The 19318-nt window shown below is 63.2% G+C and carries 16 protein-coding genes; 12 read left to right on the top strand and 4 right to left on the bottom strand.

What is annotated here, in order from left to right:
• Nucleotides 1-807, top strand: a complete 807-nt coding sequence (locus AC5O5I_RS14550) for a CpsD/CapB family tyrosine-protein kinase (RefSeq protein WP_494511014.1) — start codon at nt 1-3, stop codon at nt 805-807.
• A 153-nt stretch (nt 808-960) separates the two neighbouring features.
• Here the strand turns inward: AC5O5I_RS14550 and galE are convergent, their stop codons facing one another.
• From galE to AC5O5I_RS14535, 3 genes are all read right to left on the bottom strand, one after another.
• Entirely contained in the window at nt 961-1935 is a 975-nt protein-coding gene (gene galE / locus AC5O5I_RS14545; RefSeq protein WP_172225055.1) for a UDP-glucose 4-epimerase GalE, read from the bottom strand.
• A gap of 108 nt (nt 1936-2043) precedes the next feature.
• Complete coding sequence (locus AC5O5I_RS14540; protein ID WP_494511013.1) at nt 2044-4644, bottom strand: glycoside hydrolase 5 family protein; 2601 nt, start codon at nt 4642-4644, stop codon at nt 2044-2046.
• The gene (locus AC5O5I_RS14535; RefSeq protein WP_172225049.1) at nt 4631-6175 is read right to left on the bottom strand and encodes an O-antigen ligase family protein; all 1545 of its coding nucleotides are present in this window, start codon (nt 6173-6175) and stop codon (nt 4631-4633) included. Before AC5O5I_RS14535 ends, AC5O5I_RS14540 begins: the two co-directional genes overlap by 14 nt.
• A 95-nt stretch (nt 6176-6270) precedes the next feature.
• Here AC5O5I_RS14535 and AC5O5I_RS14530 point away from each other — a divergent pair, with 95 nt between their 5' ends.
• The 11 genes from AC5O5I_RS14530 to AC5O5I_RS14480 all read left to right on the top strand — a co-directional run bounded on the left by AC5O5I_RS14530 (nt 6271) and on the right by AC5O5I_RS14480 (nt 18342).
• On the top strand, nt 6271-7647 hold the full coding sequence (locus AC5O5I_RS14530) for an oligosaccharide flippase family protein (RefSeq protein ID WP_172225046.1): 1377 nt from the start codon (nt 6271-6273) through the stop codon (nt 7645-7647).
• Nucleotides 7648-7883: 236 nt separating this feature from the next.
• Nucleotides 7884-9350: an FAD-dependent oxidoreductase gene (locus AC5O5I_RS14525; RefSeq protein WP_172232424.1), complete on the top strand. Its 1467-nt coding sequence runs from the start codon at nt 7884-7886 to the stop codon at nt 9348-9350.
• A gap of 106 nt (nt 9351-9456) precedes the next feature.
• Nucleotides 9457-10074, top strand: a complete 618-nt coding sequence (locus AC5O5I_RS14520; RefSeq protein WP_172286220.1) for an acyltransferase — start codon at nt 9457-9459, stop codon at nt 10072-10074.
• The gene (locus AC5O5I_RS14515) at nt 10064-11020 is read left to right on the top strand and encodes a glycosyltransferase family 2 protein (protein ID WP_172286228.1); all 957 of its coding nucleotides are present in this window, start codon (nt 10064-10066) and stop codon (nt 11018-11020) included. The genes AC5O5I_RS14520 and AC5O5I_RS14515 overlap by 11 nt, the downstream gene beginning before the upstream one ends.
• An 8-nt stretch (nt 11021-11028) precedes the next feature.
• On the top strand, nt 11029-11553 hold the full coding sequence (locus AC5O5I_RS14510) for a serine O-acetyltransferase (protein ID WP_494511012.1): 525 nt from the start codon (nt 11029-11031) through the stop codon (nt 11551-11553).
• 5 nt (nt 11554-11558) lie between these two features.
• The gene (locus AC5O5I_RS14505; protein ID WP_494511011.1) at nt 11559-12536 is read left to right on the top strand and encodes a glycosyltransferase family 2 protein; all 978 of its coding nucleotides are present in this window, start codon (nt 11559-11561) and stop codon (nt 12534-12536) included.
• A 9-nt stretch (nt 12537-12545) separates the two neighbouring features.
• Entirely contained in the window at nt 12546-13550 is a 1005-nt protein-coding gene (locus AC5O5I_RS14500) for a VirK/YbjX family protein (RefSeq protein WP_494511010.1), read from the top strand.
• 49 nt (nt 13551-13599) lie between these two features.
• Nucleotides 13600-14802, top strand: coding sequence for a glycosyltransferase family 4 protein (locus AC5O5I_RS14495; protein WP_172229165.1), 1203 nt, complete (start codon nt 13600-13602; stop codon nt 14800-14802).
• Nucleotides 14799-15986, top strand: coding sequence for a glycosyltransferase family 2 protein (locus AC5O5I_RS14490; RefSeq protein ID WP_172229167.1), 1188 nt, complete (start codon nt 14799-14801; stop codon nt 15984-15986). The genes AC5O5I_RS14495 and AC5O5I_RS14490 overlap by 4 nt, the downstream gene beginning before the upstream one ends.
• Nucleotides 15986-16744 (top strand): WecB/TagA/CpsF family glycosyltransferase, encoded by a 759-nt coding sequence (locus tag AC5O5I_RS14485; RefSeq protein WP_494511009.1) that lies wholly within the window; start codon nt 15986-15988, stop codon nt 16742-16744. The genes AC5O5I_RS14490 and AC5O5I_RS14485 overlap by 1 nt, the downstream gene beginning before the upstream one ends.
• Before the next feature lie 176 nt (nt 16745-16920).
• The gene (locus AC5O5I_RS14480; RefSeq protein ID WP_172286224.1) at nt 16921-18342 is read left to right on the top strand and encodes an undecaprenyl-phosphate glucose phosphotransferase; all 1422 of its coding nucleotides are present in this window, start codon (nt 16921-16923) and stop codon (nt 18340-18342) included.
• Nucleotides 18343-18367: 25 nt separating this feature from the next.
• On the opposite strand, the gene AC5O5I_RS14475 is transcribed toward AC5O5I_RS14480, so the two are convergent.
• Nucleotides 18368-19309: a LysR substrate-binding domain-containing protein gene (locus tag AC5O5I_RS14475; RefSeq protein WP_172229180.1), complete on the bottom strand. Its 942-nt coding sequence runs from the start codon at nt 19307-19309 to the stop codon at nt 18368-18370.
• Between the last annotated feature and the right edge of the window lie 9 nt (nt 19310-19318).

Here is a 19318-nt window from a genome sequence, read left to right as displayed (position 1 = left end):
ATGGACAGGATCAAGCCGGTTGTAGGCAACACGATTCACCAGGTTACCCCGGGCACTCCCCAGGTTGTCTCAGCCCCCTCCGGCACGGCCCTGGCCGAGGTGCCTGGCCAGTTCGACTACGTGAACACCAAGGTGGTGTCGCTGCGCGCAGACCACCTGGAGCGCAACCGCATCGTCGCCTATAACAAGAACTCCAACATGAACGGGCCGATCGACCTGCTGCGCACGCAGGTGCTCAGGATCATGGAGGAGAACGGTTGGCGTACCCTGGGCATCACCTCGCCAACCCCTGAGGCGGGCAAGACGGTGCTGGCAATCAACCTGGCCATGAGCATCGCCCACTACACCACCAGGACCGCATTGCTGGTGGACTTCGACCTGCGTCGGCCCAAGGTTGGCAGCACGCTGGGCCTGCCGATGGAGCAGGCACTGAACGAGTTTCTGAGCGACAAGGCTGACTTGCAGGATTGCCTGGTCAACCCGACCCTGCCGCGTTTTGTGGTGCTGCCGACGCGGGTGCCGGTGCCGTTGTCGACCGAGATGCTGTCCTCGCCGAAAGTGCACAACCTGATCGGCGACTTGCGCAACCGTTACGAGTCGCGCATCTGCATTTTCGATTTGCCACCGTTGCTCAGCTCGGACGATGCGATCACCGTGATACCCAAGTTCGATTGTGTATTGCTGGTGGTCGCCAACGGCATGAACAACAAGAAGGAAATCGAGGACTGCCTGCATCACCTGGCCACGGTGAACCTGGTCGGTACGGTGTTGAACAAGGCCGACGAGCAGCCGCGCACCTATTACTGAGGCTTCCTCCATCGCCGGCAAGCCAGCTCCCACCCAGACCGCATCGAATTCAAGCCATGCGCCGTACTCGTGGGAGCCTGGCTTGCCGGCGATGGGCCGCAAAGCGGCCCCAATTGCTTACTGACTGGCATTGCGCAAAGCGCCCCCAAAATGTCAGCCCTGGCACTTGCTCCACGGATACTGCAATTCCCACTCCCAGGCATGGCGCACAATTTCCTCCAGTGATGCAAACTCCGGCCGCCAACCCAGCACATCGATTGCCTTGCTCGCATCTGCCACCAACCGCGGCGGGTCGCCGGCGCGACGCGGCGCGTCGAGGGTATTGATCTGCCGGCCAGTCACCGACCGGGCGGTATCGATCACCTGCTGCACCGAGAACCCCAGGCCATTGCCCAGGTTGAACGCGGCCCGTTCACCGCCCGCCAGCAGGTAATCCACCGCCAGCGCATGCGCCGCGGCAAGGTCAGCCACATGCACGTAGTCGCGTATGCAGGTGCCATCTGCGGTGTCGTAGTCGCGGCCGAACACCGTCACCGCCTCGCGGCGGCCTGATGCGGCCTGCAGTATAAGCGGGATCAGGTGGGTCTCCGGATCGTGACGCTCCCCGAGCTGGCCTTCCGGGTCGGCACCCGCTGCATTGAAGTAGCGCAGGCAAACCGACTTCAGGCCATAGGCCCGGTCGAAGTCCTCGAGGATCTGCTCGACCATCCATTTGCTCAGCCCGTAAGGGTTGATCGGCCCCTTGGCGTGCGCTTCGTCGATGGGGACATACTGCGGGTTGCCGTAAACGGCGGCACTCGAAGAAAACACCAGATGCCTGATGCCGGCATTGACCATGGCCTGCAACAGAGAGAGGGTGGCCGCCACGTTGTTCTGGTAGTACTTGCCTGGCGCGCTCACCGACTCGCCCACCTGGATGAACGAGGCAAAGTGAAACACGGCGTCGAAGCGGCAGACGCCAAACAGCACATCCAGTGCGGGTTCGTCGGCAATGTCGAGTTTGGCCCACTGGATGCCCGGGCCGGGTGATACCAGGTCCGCCACCACCACCTCATGGCCGCTGCCCAGCAGGTGCTTGACCATGTGCGAGCCAATGTAGCCCGCGCCACCCACTACCAGAAACTTCATCCGCACCTCCTGTGTTCTGCTGTGTTGTACAGACGCAGTGAACCGTCCCTGAAACGTGCAGGTGGGATGATCAGCTACCGGTGACCTGAGCGTAGATGGCCATATGCTCTATTTCAAGAACAGCCAGTTGGACATGTAGTTGCCATCGAAAGTGACGGTGTAATGCCCATCCTTGTAGGCTGCCGGCAGGGCCTTCAGTTGCGCCTGTGCATCGCGGGCGAACAGTTTCAGGCCTGCAGGCGCCTTGATTGTCAGGCTGCCTTGCAGCGGTTCTACGTTGAACGGTGTCTTGTCATCGGCCTTGGGCATGGCACGGGTGCCGAGTGACAGCAGCAACTCGCGCGACTGGCCCAGGGGTTTGCCGTCCAGGCTTTGCAGCACCACGCTGGCGTAGGGTGTCTGCGTTTGCACCTCAAGCGCGCCCAGGCTGATCGAGCGGCCACCCAGCCAGCCGCTGGCGGCCTGGGTCAGCGGTGTGTCGATGGTGTAGATGCCTTGTTGCCAGTTGCGCTTCAGTTCGCCGGTGTCGGTCACCGACTCGCTGGCATCGGCGGCCAGCAGCGATTGCTGCGGGTCGTGCAGCACCTGCGCGTCAGCGGGGAGGGCGGCGGGCTTCAGCCAGGGCAGTTGTGGGGTCTGCGGCAAGGCAATCTGCAGCCGGCCTTTCTCCATGGCGGTGCGCAACAGTGGCGAATTGCGCGGGGTGATTTCCTGGTCGTACAGGGTGGCAGGCGTGGGCGCGAACACGTAGTGGGTGGTTGCCGGCTTCACGTCGCCGCGCCGATAAAGCAGGGCGGCAGCGGGCAGGGTGGCGAGCATGGCCGGATCGTTGTACGCGTGCCAGTTGTCTGCGGTGCGCCAACCTGGGTTGAAGCCTTGCTGGCTGTAGGCGTACTGCATCATCGCGTCCCAGCCCTGGTGGCTGGCAGTGCCGGCCACGTACAGCGGCAGTGAGTGGCGGTCAGGCAGCGGGAATGGTTCGGCGTTCCACTCGGTCACGGTCAGTGGCTTGCCGACCACCTGGGCGGCAGCGATCCAGTCGATCATGCCGTCGCTGGTCAGCGGGTTTTTCTCCAGCTGGCCAATGGCACCGTAGCTGTGGGCGTCGATCACATCGCCCACCGTCAGGGCAGGCAGTGCGCTCAGCCCATTGCCGCCCCAGGTGCTGGTGGTGGCGATCGGCACCTTGACCCCAAGGCCGCGCAAGTGCGCGATCATGTCGGTGTTGAAGCGTTGCTCCAGTTCATTGAGGAACAGCTTCGACGGGCCATGCTCCCAGGCCCGCCAGGTCTGGTCGACGGGCAGGTCGTACTGCCTGGCGAAGGCTTCGGCCGCTTTCATGTAGCGTTTGCTGTGCTGCGGTACATCCTTGTTCGGCATCAGGGCGTTGCCGTAGTGTTGGGTGATGTCGTTCTCGTTGGTGATGAGCACGGCGGCGATGGCCGGGTCGTCCTTGTAAGCCAGGCCGGTGTATTCATTCACATGGGTCAGGTACTGCTCGGCGAACCGTTTCATCGCTTTCTGGATACTGTCGTTCACGTAGGCGTAACCCTTCAGGTCGACGCGACCTTCCTTCTCGGGTAGCTCATTGAAGTCTTCAATATTGTCGTCGGCGGTAAACGCACGCTGCACGTGCATGTCCAGCCAGATGTAGATGCCTTCATCCTTGAGTGCCTTGATCCACAGGTCGAGCTTGCGCAGCGACTCGGCGCTGAGCTGCTGGGTATCACGCACCAGCGTACCGTCGCCAAACACGTTGGGGCTGACCCACGGCGAATCGTGGTGGTGCAGGCGCACCAGGTTGAAGCCCAGTGCCGACAGGCGCCTGGCCTGTTGGCGGATTTCTTCGTCGGGGCTTTTGAACAGCGCGTAGGCGGACATGTTGGTGCCCCAGAAGCGCACTGATGTGTTGTCGTCGAACATCAGCTGTTCACCGACCGCCTTGACGAATCCGCGTTTGCCGGCGGGCTTTTCTGCCGCATTGAGGAACGACAGATCCACCGGCGAGGTGCGCCAGTCCAGCTGGTCATCGGGCCAGCTGGCGGGGTCGGCCAGGCCAAAGCGTTCGGTGGGGGTCGGCCCCAGGTCGATGTCGCCGGTCACGTTCAGCACCGCTTTGATCTGCTTGCGCCCGGCGTTGATCGGGTTGTCGTACAAAAAAGCGCGCAACTCGGAAGGGTTGCCGCGTTCGAAATACACCTTGGCCAGTGGCGGGTCGAAGCGCATTTCGATGCGTCGGCCCTGGTCAACCTGGCCCCATGACCAGCCACGATTACCCGGCAGCAGTTGCGGGGCGCCCATGCCTGCGGCGATCTGCGCCGGGTCGAACTGGAACACCATGCCGCCGCCAATCACCCCGCTCTGACGGCTGTGGGCGTCGAGGTCGAAGGCCCAGCTCAGGGTTTGCGGCTGCTCCTTGCGAATGTCGGCTGCCAGGTCGAAGTCCAGCTCCTTGTTCTTGCCCTGCAGTGTGTAGTGGTAGGGGCCATTGACCTTGAATGTCGTGTAGAAGCCGGTCCAGCTCCAGTTGGCGGCCCAGAAGTCGAACTTGGCCTGCATCACCGGCCCACCACCACGGGTCACCGTGGGCAGGCCATTCTGCTCATCGACACTGACCTGCCAGGCCGACGCCCAGCCTGCCAAAGGCAACAGGGCCAGGCCGGCCAACGCCGACAAGCGCAGCAGGTGACGTAGATCAAGCACGGTCATGGAGATTACCTGGGTTGAGGCCGGGGTCGGCCAGTTCGATGGCCTGGCTGCTGTGCAGCCTGCGCACCATCTGGATATAGGCCACGCCCAGCCCGGCGATCGACCAGTACACGACCGGGATGAAGGTGATGCTGCTGACGGTGAAGATGATCATCAGAATGCCGATGAGCGTTGCCAACAGCACCCGGCCAAGCTGTCGTCGCTCATCGTCCTTGTCGGCAAAGCTGAGCATGGCCTTGCGGATGCCGAACAGCACCACGGCGAAAAACGCCACGAACAGGCTTAGCCCGACCAGCCCGACGCGCAGTGCCAGGTTGATGTAGGTGTTGACGATGTCGATGATGCCTTCGCCCTGGATCATCGATTGCATTTCCGGGGTGTTACGGAAATCGAACGAGCCGAACAACGGGTTGCGTTGGATGACGATCCAGGAGTTGTCCATCAAGCGCTCGCGGTAGGTGATGTTCTCTTTTTCGATGTTGCCGATGTAGGGCAGCAGGTCCAGCACCTTTTCACCGCCTGGCACCACGGTCAGCAGGGGCAGGGCCAGCATGCCGGCTGCACCCAGCAGCGCCAGGCGCCTGACCGCCCCTTTGCCAAGGGCGATGAACACCACCACGATCACCACCGCGCCGATCCAGGGGCCGCGCGACAGCGGCGCGAACAGGCCGGCGGCCAGCAGCAGGGCGCCCATGGCGCGATGCAGCGGCCGTTGCACATAGCCCTGCACGAACAGGAACAAGCCAATCGCCACGCTCATCACATAGCCCAGCGCAATGGCTTGCCCGGTGGTGGCACTGGCGCGCAGCGAGCCGCCCCGGCTCAGGTAACCGGACATGCTCCATGGCACGCCCATGGCGTCGACCAGGGCGCTGTACAGCAACCAGTGACGCACGTACTCGGCCACGGCGATCAGGGCCAGCACGAAGGACGCCAGGACGAACGCCAGCAGGGTGTCCTTGAAGTCGCTGACCTGGCGCAGGCCCCGGCTGGCGACGTAATACGGCAGGAACACGTCGACGTACAGGTACAGCGCCTGGCGCAAGGTGTCGGTCAGGGTAGTCTCGCGCAGGTACAGCACGCTCATCAGCACCAGCCCGGCGGCCAGCAATCTGTCGGGCCAGGTACGACCGAAGCGCAGGGTGTCGCCTTGCTGGCGCAAGGCCAGTGCCGCCGGCAGCAGCACGCACAGGGTCAGCAGGCGAATGTGGTTGAGGTCGACCAGGTAATTGACCACGCCAAACCCGGGCACTTGCACCGATGCCGGCGGAATCAGGAACAGCAACATGTAGAACAGCGCCATGGGGTTATGTTCACGGCGCCCGGCGATGAACAGGATTACGCCGCCGGCGGCCAGGTACAGCCAGAAGCTGTGCGACACGAAGGCCAGCACAGTCAGCAGGAACCACAGGTTGCGCCGGCGCTTGTAGTCGCCCAGCGGGATCAGGTCGGTGGCAGGGCGGCGCGACAGCACGAACACCACGCTTGCCAGAAACAGAATGACGATCAACGCACGAAAATGTTCAGGCATCGGCTATGTACACCTTTCCCTCGGTGGGCAACGGCTAGCATCGTGGCTAATTGAAACTATAGTGACTTTTAGCCAATCAGTCAGAGATTGAAGTCATGCCGTCGATTGATGTGACAGCTGCCGCGAGCCTGCGCGACCGGGCTCTGCGAGCCGGGTCCTGGAACCTGCTCTCGCAGGTCGCGTCGCAGGTGATGCGCCTGGGCGGTAACCTGATCATGGCGCGCTTGCTGCTACCGGAAATGTTCGGGGTAATGGTTATTGCCACCACGGTTTCGGTACTCCTTCACCTGCTGTCGGACGTCGGGCTGCGGCAGAACATCATCCAGAGCCACCGGGGTGATGACCCGGACTTCCTCAATACCGCCTGGACCGTGCAGATCATCCGCGGCTTCCTGTTGTTTGGCCTGACCCTGCTGCTGGCCTTTGGCGCGTGGCTGGCCCAGGTGGCCGAACTGTGGCCGGCCGACTCCACCTATGCCGCGCCGGTGCTGCCGATGGTGCTGGCAGTGACCGGGCTGTCGGCGCTCATCTGGGGTTTCCAGTCCACCAAGATAGATGTCGCTGTCAGAACTTTCCAACAGAAGCGCGTGGTGCTGGTGGACCTGGCCTCGCAGGTCGCCGGTCTGGTGGTGATGCTGGTAATGGGCTTGCTGACCCACTCGATCTGGGCGCTCGTTATCGCCGGCCTGGTATCGGCCGTGGCCTGGACCGTACTGGGGCATACCGCCCTGGAAGGCCCCGGCAACCACTTGCGCTGGGACCGCACGGCGCTGACCGAGCTGATCGTGTTCGGCCGCTGGATCCTGCTGTCGTCGATGGTGGGTGTGCTGGCCATGTACGGCGACCGGATCCTGTTTGGCGCCAGTATGTCGGCGGCGCAACTGGGCGTGTATTCGATTGCCGTGCTGATTCTGGGCGCGGTGCAGACCGCGCTGATGAAAGTGGTCGGCGCTGTGGCACTGCCCGCGTTCAGCGAAGCGGCGCGGGCCGATGACAAGGCACGCCTGAAGGCGCTGTATCACCGCTTCCGCCTGCTGGTCGACCTGCTGGTGTTGTTCATCTGTGGCGGTTTTTTGACCGCCAGCCCGTTGCTGATCGGCTGGATGTACGACGAGCGCTACCAGGAAGCTGGCCCTATGCTAGCAATTCTTTCACTCTCGTTCCTCACATTGCGCTATACATTGGCACATCAGGTATGGATTGCCTTGGGCCTGACCAAGTACCAGGCCATGGACAACATCATCCGCCTGGTCTCACTGTGGGGGCTGCTACCGCTGCTGCTGGCGCTTGGCGGTGTGGAGTGGGCGATCTGGGGGGTTGCCCTGCATACCGTGCCGACGCTGGTGCTGGTCGTGTATGTGAATTGCAAACTGGATATATTCAGCCTCAAACGTGAGCTGGTGGTGCTGCCTATGCTACCGGTCGGGGCGCTGTGCGGGGCGCTGCTGACAGCCTTCTTCAACTGGCTGTGACGCAGCTTGCAGGGTAAAACTTTCAACGGTACAGGTCACGGGATCATGGGGAAGCTTACGTTTTGTACTGCGCAGTTGGGTCGTCGGGGCTTTCTTCAGAGTTGTGTATTGCTGGGCGTGGGGGGCGCGGTGTTTGGCGCTTCGTCGGCGCTCGTTGGCAAATCCGCTGAAAAGCCCGGTTTTGTGGTGATCAACGGCTGGGTCCTGCCGTCCCGTTACTTCCGGAACGCGCAAGCATGATCAATGACTATCAGCAGCAAAAGACGCTGCGCGACAGCTACGATTTCTGCATTGTCGGTGCCGGGCCTGCCGGCATCACGCTGGGCCTGCGCCTGGCCGCCGCTGGCTGGAGCGTGCTGCTCGCCGAAGGCGGGGGGCGCGAGCACGCGCTGCAGTCGCAAGGCTTGTATGCCTGTGAATCCACGGGCCTGGAACTGTATGCCGAGGAAACCCGCCTGCGTTACCTGGGTGGCACCTCCAACCACTGGGCCGGCCGTTGCCGGCCATTCACCCCCTCCGACTTCACCCTCGCCCCGCCTGGCGAGCTGCCTGGCTGGCCGATCCCCTATTCGGAGATTGAAGGCTACCTGCCAGCGGCCATGGAGATCGTCGACCTGCCCAGCGGGGCGGAATTCCATGCAATGAATACCGGGCTCAACGGCGGCGATTTCGAGCCTGATCGCTTCCTGCTCAGCCCGCCTACGCGTTTCGCGCAGAAATACGCCACGGCCCTTGAACAGACCAAGGGCCTGGACGTGTTCATCAACTGCAATTGTGTCGACCTGGAGTTCGACACGGCTTCCGGCCGCCTGGCTGCGGTGGTGTTGTCCGACTACCAGCACAACCGTCAGCGCCTGGTGGCAAGCAACTTCATCCTGGCCACCGGCGCCATCGAGAATGCCCGGCAGTTGCTGAACAGCCAGTCACTGCTGGCGGCAGGCGTGGTGAGCAAGGAGGGGCTGGTCGGTGGGTGTTTCATGGAACACCTGAACATCGAGCTGGGCACTTTCATCCTCAAGTCAGGGCAGGACCCGGAGCCCCGCCAGTACTACACCACCGATGCCTTCGTCGACGAGTACAAGGCCGGTAAAGGCAATGTCACGGCCGTATTGCTGGCCGACGTGCAAACCTATGGGCGCACGGCCGAGGTCAAGCATTTTCTGGAGAACCTGGCCTGCGACATGGGTATTTCCAGCAAGGTCGAGTTCGTCGCCAAGTTCAGCTGCCCCGGTGACGGCGTGATCAGCACCATGATCGAGCAGTTTCCCAACTTGCAAAGCCGCATTTCGCTGCTGGACGAGAAGGACGCGCTGGGTGTGGCCAAGGTCAATGTCAATTGGGCCCTGAGCGCTGATGACCGGCATACCATCAAATGCATCGGCAGCGAACTGGCCCAGCAGTTTGCCGAAATGGACCTGGGCTTCGTCAAGCTCAACGACTTCGTCTATGACACCTCGATACCGCTGAAAATGGCGCCACATGCCCACCACATGGGCACCACGCGCATGGCCGCCTCGCCGCAGTACGGCGTTGTCGATGCCAACTGCAAGGTGTTCGGTACCGAAAACCTGTACGTCGCCGGCAGCAGTATCTTTGCCAAGGGCGGCGCCTCCAACCCGACCATGCCGTTGTTGCAGTTTGCCGTGCGGCTGGCCGACCACCTCGATGCCAAGATGAGAGCGGCCAGCGGCGCCGCAGCGTGAAGCATGTTGTACATGGGTTGAGTGCGCGGCGGTCAGTACCTAGAAGAACGAGACCCGAAGCGCCTCAGGGACAGTCCAGATTGCAATGATTGCGAGGCCAGGCAGTATGAAGGGATGGATACGTAGTGCCGTGACGCGTTATGTCCACGCAACCGGGCGGGGAACCTCGTTCTACAAGAGGTTCTTCAACCCAACAGGCCTGGAGTGGGGCGCCTACCTGGCCCGCTGGGGCGGTTTCCACTCGGTGGGCAGCAACTTCTTTGTCAACCAGGGGTGCAACATCACCGACCCGTCGCTGGTACGCATCGGTAACAGCGTGGGGTTGTCCGACTGTACCTTGATCGGTCATGACGGCGTGGTATTGCTGATCGAACACCGCTTCGGCAAGCACCTGGACTCGGTCGGTTTCATCGACATCAAGGACAACTGCTTCATCGGCCACGGTGCCATCGTCATGCCCCGCGTGACCATCGGGCCGGAGTCGATCGTGGCGGCTGGCGCGGTGGTTACCAAGGACGTACCGCCCGGGACTGTCTATGGCGGCAATCCGGCCACCTTCATCTGCACCACCGAGGCGTTGATCCAGCGGGTGGAGGCACGCTGCGAAGCCTACCCGTGGATCGACATTGTCAAGCAACGCAAGGGTGCTTACGACCCGGAGGTGGAACCGATGCTCAGGGCGCAACGGCGCCAGTATTTCTTCGGGGACAGCAATAATGGCTAAGCCTGTGGATGTGATGGTGGTCAACTTCAACACCGCCGGGTTGTTGCAGCCCATGTTCGATGCGCTGCGCCAGGCCGACAGCGAACGGCTGGCCAGCTACCTGGTGGTGGACAACGCCTCGGCCGACGACTCGGTGCAGCGCCTGGCCGAGGTGTGCCCGCAAGCGCTGTTGCTGAGCAACAAGCAGAACATCGGTTTTGGCCGCGCCAACAACCAGTTGCTGGCGCACTTGCAAGGCAAGTACGCCTTGCTGCTGAACACCGATGCATTCGTCGCCGCCGACTCCCTGCAGAAAACCGTCGACTACATGGATGCCCACCCGGAGTGTGGCGTGCTGGGCGTGCGCCTGGAGGGCCGCGATGGCGACTTGCAGCCCAGCTGCCGCTACTTCCCGACCCCCCTCAACGTGTTTGTCGGGCGAACCGGGCTGGGGCGCTTTTTCCCCGGCTTGAAAATGGTCGACGAAATGAACTGGGACCATGCCTCGGTGCGCGAATGCGACTGGCTGCCTGGCTGTTTCTACCTGGTGCGCCGCGAAGTGCTCGACCAGGTCGGCCTGTTCGACCCGCGCTACTTCCTTTATTACGAGGAGGTCGACCATTGCAAGCGGGTCAAGGAGGCGGGCTGGAAGGTGGTGTTCTACCCGCATACCACGGTGGTGCACATCGGCGGTGAAAGCTCCAAGTCGGTGGCCGAGCTGGAGGCGGCCAGCCGGCAGATTTCGTCATACCAGATCGAAAGCGAGTTGCTGTACTTCCGCAAGCATCATGGCGTGGCGGGCCTGGCCCTGCACATGCTGCTCGTCACCCTGGGGGACCTGGTGCTGGCACTCAAGGCGCTGTTGAAACGACGCGGATGGGGCGCGATCCAGGCCTGCTGGCGGCATTGCCGGGCGACCTGGTCACTGCTGCTCAAGACCCGCTACGCCAGCCAACCGACAAGGTAGGTAGAGCCATGTTCGAGAATATCCGTGCCGATTTGCGCGCCCATGGCGGCGACTGGGGCGCCCAGGGTTTCTGGGTACTGCTGGTATATCGCTTCGGCCGCTGGCGCTACCACGTTCGCCCTGCACTGCTGCGCAAGCTGTGCTCGTTCATCTACAAGGTGCTGTTCAAGTTCGTGCAGATCATCACCGGTATCGAGCTGCCCTGCGAGGTAGAGATCGGGCGCAACTTTGTCATCGACCATTTTGGCGGCATCGTCGTCAGTGGCTATGCCCGCTTTGGCGATGACTGCCGCATCCGCAACGGCGTGGTGGTGGGTTTGAAAAATGTCGACGAACCGATTGCCCCGGTATTCGGCAACAATGTCGATATCGGTACCGGAGCCAAGGTGCTGGGCAGCATCCGCATCGGCAACAACGTGATCATCGGCGCCAATGCCGTGGTGCTGGTGGATGTGCCGGACAACTCGCTTGCAGTGGGGGTGCCGGCCACCATCAAGGCGCGGCAACCGGCCGCCACGGCAGAGGTGGAGTGACACCCATGGCGACAGGGATCGGGGTGGTGGTTATCGGCCGCAACGAAGGCCAGCGCCTGGCGCGCTGCCTGGGTTCGCTGGCGCAGGGTGCGGACCAGGTCATGTATGTCGACTCGGGCTCCAGCGACGGCTCGCTGCCGCTGGCGCGCAGCCTGGGGGTGGAGGTAATGGCGCTGGACATGCGCCGCCCGTTCACCGCTGCGCGCGCACGCAACGAAGGCTTCGTCGCCTTGCGGCAGCTATCGCCTTCGATACAGCTGGTGCAGTTCGTCGATGGCGATTGCGAGGTGGATGCAGGCTGGCTGGCCACGGCGCAGGCGTTTCTGCATGACCACCCCGACGTGGCGGTGGTGTGTGGCCGCCGGCGTGAGCGCTTCCCGCAGCGCTCGGTGTACAACCTGCTGTGCGACCTGGAGTGGGACACCCCCATCGGTGAGGCCAAGGCCTGCGGCGGCGATGCACTGATGCGCGCGGACGCATTTGCCGCGGTCGGCGGTTTTCGCCCCGACCTGATCGCCGGCGAAGAGCCAGAACTGTGCGTGCGCTTGCGGGCCAAAGGCTGGAAGGTCTGGCGCCTGGCCGCCGAAATGACCCTGCACGACGCCGCCATGACCCGTTTCAGCCAGTGGTGGCGGCGTAGCCTGCGCGCTGGACATGCCTATGCCGAGGGGGCTTACCTGCATGGCCGGCCGCCGGAGCGGCACTGGCTGCGCGAGTCACGCCGGGCCTGGTTGTGGGGCCTGGGCATACCGCTGGCCATCGTCCTGGCCTGCCTGCTGCTGGGCAGCTGGGGCCTGCTGTTGCTGTTGATCTACCCGCTGCAGGCAGTACGCCTGGCCCGCCGTGGTGGCAAGTCGGCGCGCGAGAACTGGCTGCAGGCGGTGTTTCTGGTGTTGGGCAAGTTCCCGGAAATGCTCGGCCAGCTGAAATTCTTGCGCCACCGCTTTGCGGCCGGCAAATCGGCGTTGATCGAGTACAAGTGAGAGAAACCCATGATGCTCGGCACCCTCGTGAAAAGCGTGTTCACCTTGCAACCGGGCTACTCGTTGCGGGCGTTGAACAACAAGTACAAGCTGACGCTGCAGATTGCCAGGCAATGGCCTGAGCTTGAGGCGTTCAGCCGGCGCATGACGGTGGCCCTGGGACGGCAAGGTCTGCAGCGGCTGGGCGTGGACTGCATCGGCGTGGTGCAATGGCCCTACATCAGCCAGCGCTGGGAGCCGCCCGAGCGCCTGGAGGTGGTGGCGTCGCACTTTGAAGTGCTGGCCGGGCAGTTTCCGGCACTGTTGCTGCTGGGGCGCGACGAAAGCCTGACGCTGTGCGATCTGGCGGCGCATTCGCCAGGCTGCCGCCTGGTGCTTGACCGGCCGATCTGGTTCAAGCGCGAAGGCGAGCTGGTGCTGAACCTGTTCCAGGGCGACCTGCGCGTGGCCTCCCTGGCATTCACCCTGTGCCGTAGCCAGGGTGAGCTGTGCCTGTTCATCGGTGCCGTGCAGGGCATTCACAAAGGCATCGACAGCGAAACCTCGCTGGCCATCTACCGCGACCTGACCAAGGACTTCGAGGGCCTGCGCCCGCGCAGCCTGCTGCTCGAAGCCTTGAAGTGCCTGGCCAGGACGTTGGGCGTGACGCACCTGTATGCCGTCAGCGATGCCTGCCGGCATCACCGCCACCCGTATTTTGGCAACGACAAAGGCCAGGACCTGGCGGCCAACTACGACGTGATCTGGCAGGAAAACGCCGCCACAGCGTCGAATCGCGAAGACTTCTTCGCCATCCCGCTGGCACCCGCGCAGCGGGCAGAAGCGGACATTCCGGCGAAGAAACGGGCGATGTATCGCCGCCGCCAGGCGTTGCTCGACGATCTTTTCAACCGCTTGCAGGCAGCATTGCCAAGCAGCGGGAGCAACCTTGGACTACAAGGAAAACAGGGGGATGCATTTGTCGTGAGTGCATCAGCAGTGGATCGACCACCTGTAGTCGACAGCCTGAAGTGAAGGTTGCCTGAGGCGGTAGGTCATCAAGCGGGTTTGGATGTGGATTCGTATGCGCATTGCTTACTTCATCAATCAGTACCCGAAAGTCAGCCACAGTTTCATCCGTCGCGAGATCCTGGCGCTGGAGCGCCAGGGGGTAGAGGTGCAGCGCATCGCCCTGCGCGGGTGGGACGCCGAGGTGCAGGACGCCGAGGACGTGAGCGAACGGGACAAGACCCGCTATGTATTGCAAGGCGGGCTCAAGGGGCTGCTGGCGCCGACGTGGCAGGTGCTGCGGGCACAGCCTGGACGGTTTTTCCGGGCGCTGCGGCTGGCCATGCGCCTGGGCCTGCGAGCCGACCGCAGCTGGCCTTACCACATGGTCTACCTGGCCGAGGCTTGCCAGGTAGTGCAATGGCTGCAGGCAGGGGAGGCGAAACACGTGCACGCCCATTTCGGCACCAACTCCACCGAAGTCGTGATGCTGGCCAACGCGCTGGGCGGGCCGGCGTACAGCTTTACCGTGCACGGGCCGGAAGAGTTCGACAAGCCGCAGTTTCTGCATATGGGCGAGAAGGTGCGGCGTGCGGCTTTTGTGGCGGCGGTGAGCTCTTACGGGCGCAGTCAGCTGTTCCGCTGGGTGGCGCACGAGCACTGGGCCAAGGTCAAGGTGGTGCATTGCGGCCTGGAGCGTGGTTTTCATGAGGTGCCACCGGTTGCCGTGCCCACGGCGCCGCGGCTGGTGTGCGTAGGGCGCCTGTGCGAACAGAAAGGCCAGCTGCTGCTGCTGGAGGCGGCGCGCAGGCTGGCCGCCGAGTCGATCGCTTTCGAGCTGGTACTGGCCGGTGACGGCGAGATGCGCGGGGAGATCGAGGCCTTGATTGCCCGGCATGGCCTGCAGCAACACGTGCGCATCACCGGCTGGATCAGCAGTGCCCAGGTGCGCGAAGAAATCCTCGCCGCCCGCGCGCTGGTGTTGCCCAGTTTCGCCGAGGGCCTGCCGGTGGTGATCATGGAAGCCATGGCCCTGCGCCGGCCAGTGCTGACCACCTATGTAGCGGGCATCCCCGAACTGGTGCGGCCGGGCGAAAACGGCTGGCTGTTCCCGGCCGGAGCCGTGGACGAGCTGACCACCGCCATGGCCGACTGCCTGGCGCAGCCCGCCGAGGCCCTCCAGCGGATGGGCGAGGCGGCCTACCAGCGCGTGTTGCAACGGCACGATATCGACACCGAGGCGGCCAGGCTGGCCGGCTACTTCAAGGCATTCGCATGATAAGTGTATTGGGTTGGTTGCTGGGCCTGCTGACGGTCATCGTCCTGGTGCCGGTGTTGGTGTTGCTGGTGCAGGTGCTGATGGCGTGCCTGCCGGTGCGGGTGCGGCCGCTGGGTAGCGGCGATCGTCCGCGGCTAGCGGTGTTGGTGCCCGCCCATGACGAGGCTTCGATCATTCGTGCCACGCTGGCGAGCGTTGTTCCGCAATTGCGCGAAGGCGACCGCTTGCTGGTGGTGGCCGACAACTGCACTGACGACACCGCGCAGCTGGCCCGCGAAGCCGGCGCCGAAGTGGTGGAGCGCCACGATGCGTTGCTGCGCGGCAAAGGCTACGCCCTGGATTTCGGCGTGCGGCACCTGGCCGAGCAGCCGCCTGAGGTGGTGATCGTGGTCGACGCCGATTGCCTGGTCGCGGCAGGGGCCATCGACTGCCTGGCGCGGCGTTACCGCGAGGCCGGTCGGCCGGTACAGTCGCTGTACCTGATGCGCGCCCCCGCCGGTGCCGGGTTGAAAGTGCAGGTGGCCGAGTTCGCCTGGCGGGTCAAGAACCTGGTACGCCCACGCGGCTGGTCGCGTTTGGGGCTGCCGTGCCAGCTAATGGGCGCAGGCATGGCCTTCGGTTGGGACGACCTGGCCTTGATCAACCTGGCCAATGGTCACCTGGTCGAGGATGTGAAGCTGGGCCTGGACCTCTGTCAGCAGGGCAAGCCGCCACTGTTCTGCCCGGAGGCCCTGGTCACAAGCCAGTTCCCGCTCAGCCAGCAAGGCCTCACCAGCCAGCGCACCCGCTGGGAGCATGGCCATCTGGGCCTGATGCTGGCAGACGCCCCTAAACGCGCGGCGGCCGCCTTCAGGCAGCGCAACGGCAGCCTGGCGGCGATGACCCTGGACTTGCTGGTGCCGCCGCTGGCGTTGCTGGTGCTGACGTTACTGGGGCTCAACCTGCTGACCTGGCTGGCGTACCTGCTGTTTGGCCTGGCCACACCGGCGTGGCTCGCCCTGGGTGCACTGGCATTGCTGGGCTTGGCGGTGGTGCTGGCCTGGGCGCGCTTCTGTCGCGAGTTGATCCCGTTTTCGGTACTGCTGTATGCCCCGTTCTACGCCGCAAGGAAAATTCCCTTGTACCTGAGTTTCCTGATCAGGCGCCAGGTCGAGTGGGTGCGTTCAAAAAGGGATGACGACTGATGGCTCAGTGGCTGTGGCAGGAACGCTGGAAGCGCATTATCTGCCAGCTGGAAGTGGTGGCAGACGGCGCCTCGGCGCAGCACCTGCTGGACCGCCTGGCGACCCCCGAAACGGCCACGGTGCTGGGCTTCGTCAACGCCCATGCGATGAACCTGGTGGTGCGTGATGGCGCCTATTGCCAGGCACTGTCGGCTGCCGATGTGCTGCTGCGCGATGGCTCGGGAATGGCGATGCTATACCGCCGCCTGGGGCTGGAGCCCGGGCTGAACATGAATGGCACCGACTTCATTCCAACGCTGATGGCGGCCTACCGTGGGCGCCGGGTGGCGTTCTGGGGCACCCGACAACCCTTCCTGGACCAGGCCGCGAAACGCTGTGAAAGCCTGTTTGGCGTAGTGCCGGTGTCCGTTCACGACGGTTTTGCCAGCGTCGAAACCTACCTGCAGCTGGCCCGCGAGCAACGTCCCGAACTGATCGTGCTGGGGATGGGGATGCCCAAGCAGGAAGCCGTGGCCGCACGGTTGGCGGCCGTCGGCGGCCCGTGCCTGATCGTGTGCGGCGGAGCCATCCTGGACTTTCTCGGTGGCAAGGTCAGCCGCGCTCCTGGTTGGCTGCGGCGCTTGGGTGGCGAGTGGCTGTACCGGCTGGTACGCGAGCCCAGGCGCTTGTTCATGCGTTATGTGGTGGGCAACCCATTGTTCTTGTTGCGCACCCTGCTGTACCGCCGAGCCGTGGATTCGGCCAGGCGCACCGTATAAATCGGCCAAAATGCGCGTGCTGGGTGATTCCCGGCTCGCCAGCAACGGGCGGCTGCTACAGTGATATCAATGGCTTGGGCGCGGCACTATCCTGCTCCACTGGCTTTGCAAAAGCTGTTTCAAGACTGGCTGTTTGATGAAAGGCATTCGCTACGCTCAAATTCATGAGGTCTGAGATGGTTTTCGAACCCAGAAGCAGTCGCTCCTTGCTCCAGAGAAGAAGCAGCGTAAGCAACGCCATCCAGGCGGGCCTCGATGGCATCGCCGTGACCGGCATTGCCTGGTACCTGATCTACGACCAGTTCGGCTACATCACCTCCGATTACGTGATCATGCTGCTGTTGCTGATTGGTGCATTGGCGGTCATTTACGACCATTATGCGATCTACCGCACCAACGTCGGGCTTTCCATCAAGGCCTTCCGGCTGTTCAAGGCGTGGTCGGCAACGTTCTGTTTCCTGGTGGTGATGGCCTTCCTGACCAAGCAGAGCGAAACCTATTCGCGGCTATTGGTCGGGCAACTGTTCGTCATTGGTTACGTGGCCCAGTTGTTCCTGCACTTTGCGGTGCGTGAGTTGCAAAAGCGCTTTACCGCGCATGCGCGCCTGGACAATGCCCTGATCATTGGCGCCGGTGACCTGGCCAACTTTTTGTATCAGAAGATCAGCAACAACCCGTGGTTCGGCGAACGGGTGCTGGGTTGCGTGCTGATCGACAACGCTGACGATCAGGGCCGCGAGAATACCGAGGGCAAGCAGCGGCTGCCGGTGCTGGGGCATGTTGCCGATCTGGACGAGCTGGTGGCCAAGCACGCTATCCGCACCGTGTACCTGGTCACGCCATTGGGTGGCTCCGAAGTGATCAATGACGTGTACTTCAAGCTGCTCGACAAGTGCATTGCCGTGAACTGGGTGCCGGATATCTTCTCGTTGCGCCTTATCAACCATAGCGTGCGGGAAATCGCCGGTATCCCGGTGCTGACGCTGTCGGAAACGCCGTTGACGGGCATGAGCCTGTTCTTGAAAAACCTTGAGGACAGGGTGCTGGCGGCGCTGATCCTGCTGTGTGCGTCACCGGTGTTGCTGGCGGTGGCCCTGGCCATCAAGATCGATAGCCGCGGCCCGGTGTTCTTCCGCCAGGAACGCACGGGCTGGACCGGCGAATCGTTCCGCATCTGGAAGTTCAGGAGCATGCATGTTCACCAGCCGGAGCAGGGCGTGGTGAAGCAGGCGCAGAAGAATGACCCGCGGCTGACCCGGGTCGGTGCCTTCATTCGCCGCACCAGCCTGGATGAGCTGCCACAGTTGTTCAATGTGCTGACCGGGGAAATGTCGCTGGTCGGGCCCCGGCCGCATGCCTTGCAACATGACACGTTGTACTCGCAGGACATCGTCGATTACTTCGCCCGCCACAACATCAAACCTGGCATGACCGGCCTGGCGCAGGTGCGTGGCTTCAGGGGCGAAACCAGGGATATCGAGCAGATGATCCAGCGGGTTGACTCGGACATCGAGTACATCAACAACTGGTCGCTGTGGCTGGATTTCGTGATTCTGGTGCGCACATTGAACGCCTTCACCGGCAAGCAAGCGTATTAGGATCCGCGAGCATTCTGGGGAGCCGCTACTCCTTGTTTAGCGGATGCAGCTCCCTGAATCCCCGGGCTTCCTCCACCAGCCAGTCATGCACCGCCCGCGCCCCCGGCTGGTTCAACCCCCCTGGCGGGTAATGCACCACGTAACGCTTGTGGTTGGCGATAGGCACGCCGAACGGCACGATCAGCGCCCCGCGTTCCAGTTCATCGTTAAGCAGCGTGCGTCGGGCAATCGCCACACCAATGCCGGCAATGGCGGCCTCGATGGTGAGGTGGTTGCGGTTGAAGGTATGCCCACGCCGCACATCCAGGCCCGCGGCACCGATGCCCTCGAGGTAGAACTCCCATTCCGCATATTCCGAGCTGCCGCGCCAGGCGGTGATGTCGTGCAGCAGCGGGTAGTGCGCCAGGTCGGCCGGCCCATGCAGGGGCGGCCGACCGCGCAGCAGGCTGGGTGAGCACACCGGAAAGATCTGTTCATCCAGCAATGGTGTCGAAAGCATGCCTGGGTAACTGCCATCGTTCAGGTCGATGGCCAGGTCGAAATCACCAGGGTTCAGCGCCTGCGCACTGTCTTCAGCCACCAGCCGCAGCTCGATGTCCGGGTAGCGCTGCTGAAAGCGCGGCAGCCGTGGCGTGAGCCATTTGGCCAGGAACGACGGGATCGAGCGCACGCGCAAGGTGCCCCGGATTTCACCCGCGTCCAGGCGCAGCAGCTCGGCCTCGATGCTGCCGTAGGCCTCGGCCACCGTCTGCGCCAGGCGCTGCCCCTCGGCGCTCAGCTCCACCCCACGCGCCCGGCGCAGGAACAGCCGGTAACCCAGGCGTTCTTCCAGCTGGCGCATCTGCTGGCTGACCGCGCCCGGGGTAATGTGCAGCTCTTCGGCGCAGCGGGTAAAGGACAGATGCCGGGCTGCACAGGCGAACACGTGCAGCCAGACGAACACCTGACCGTTGAGTTGTCCTTTCATCGTTTAGTA

The sequence above is a fragment of the Pseudomonas sp. 9_2_1 genome, assembly GCF_059295275.1.
This window is presented reverse-complemented; position numbering and strand designations above follow the sequence as displayed.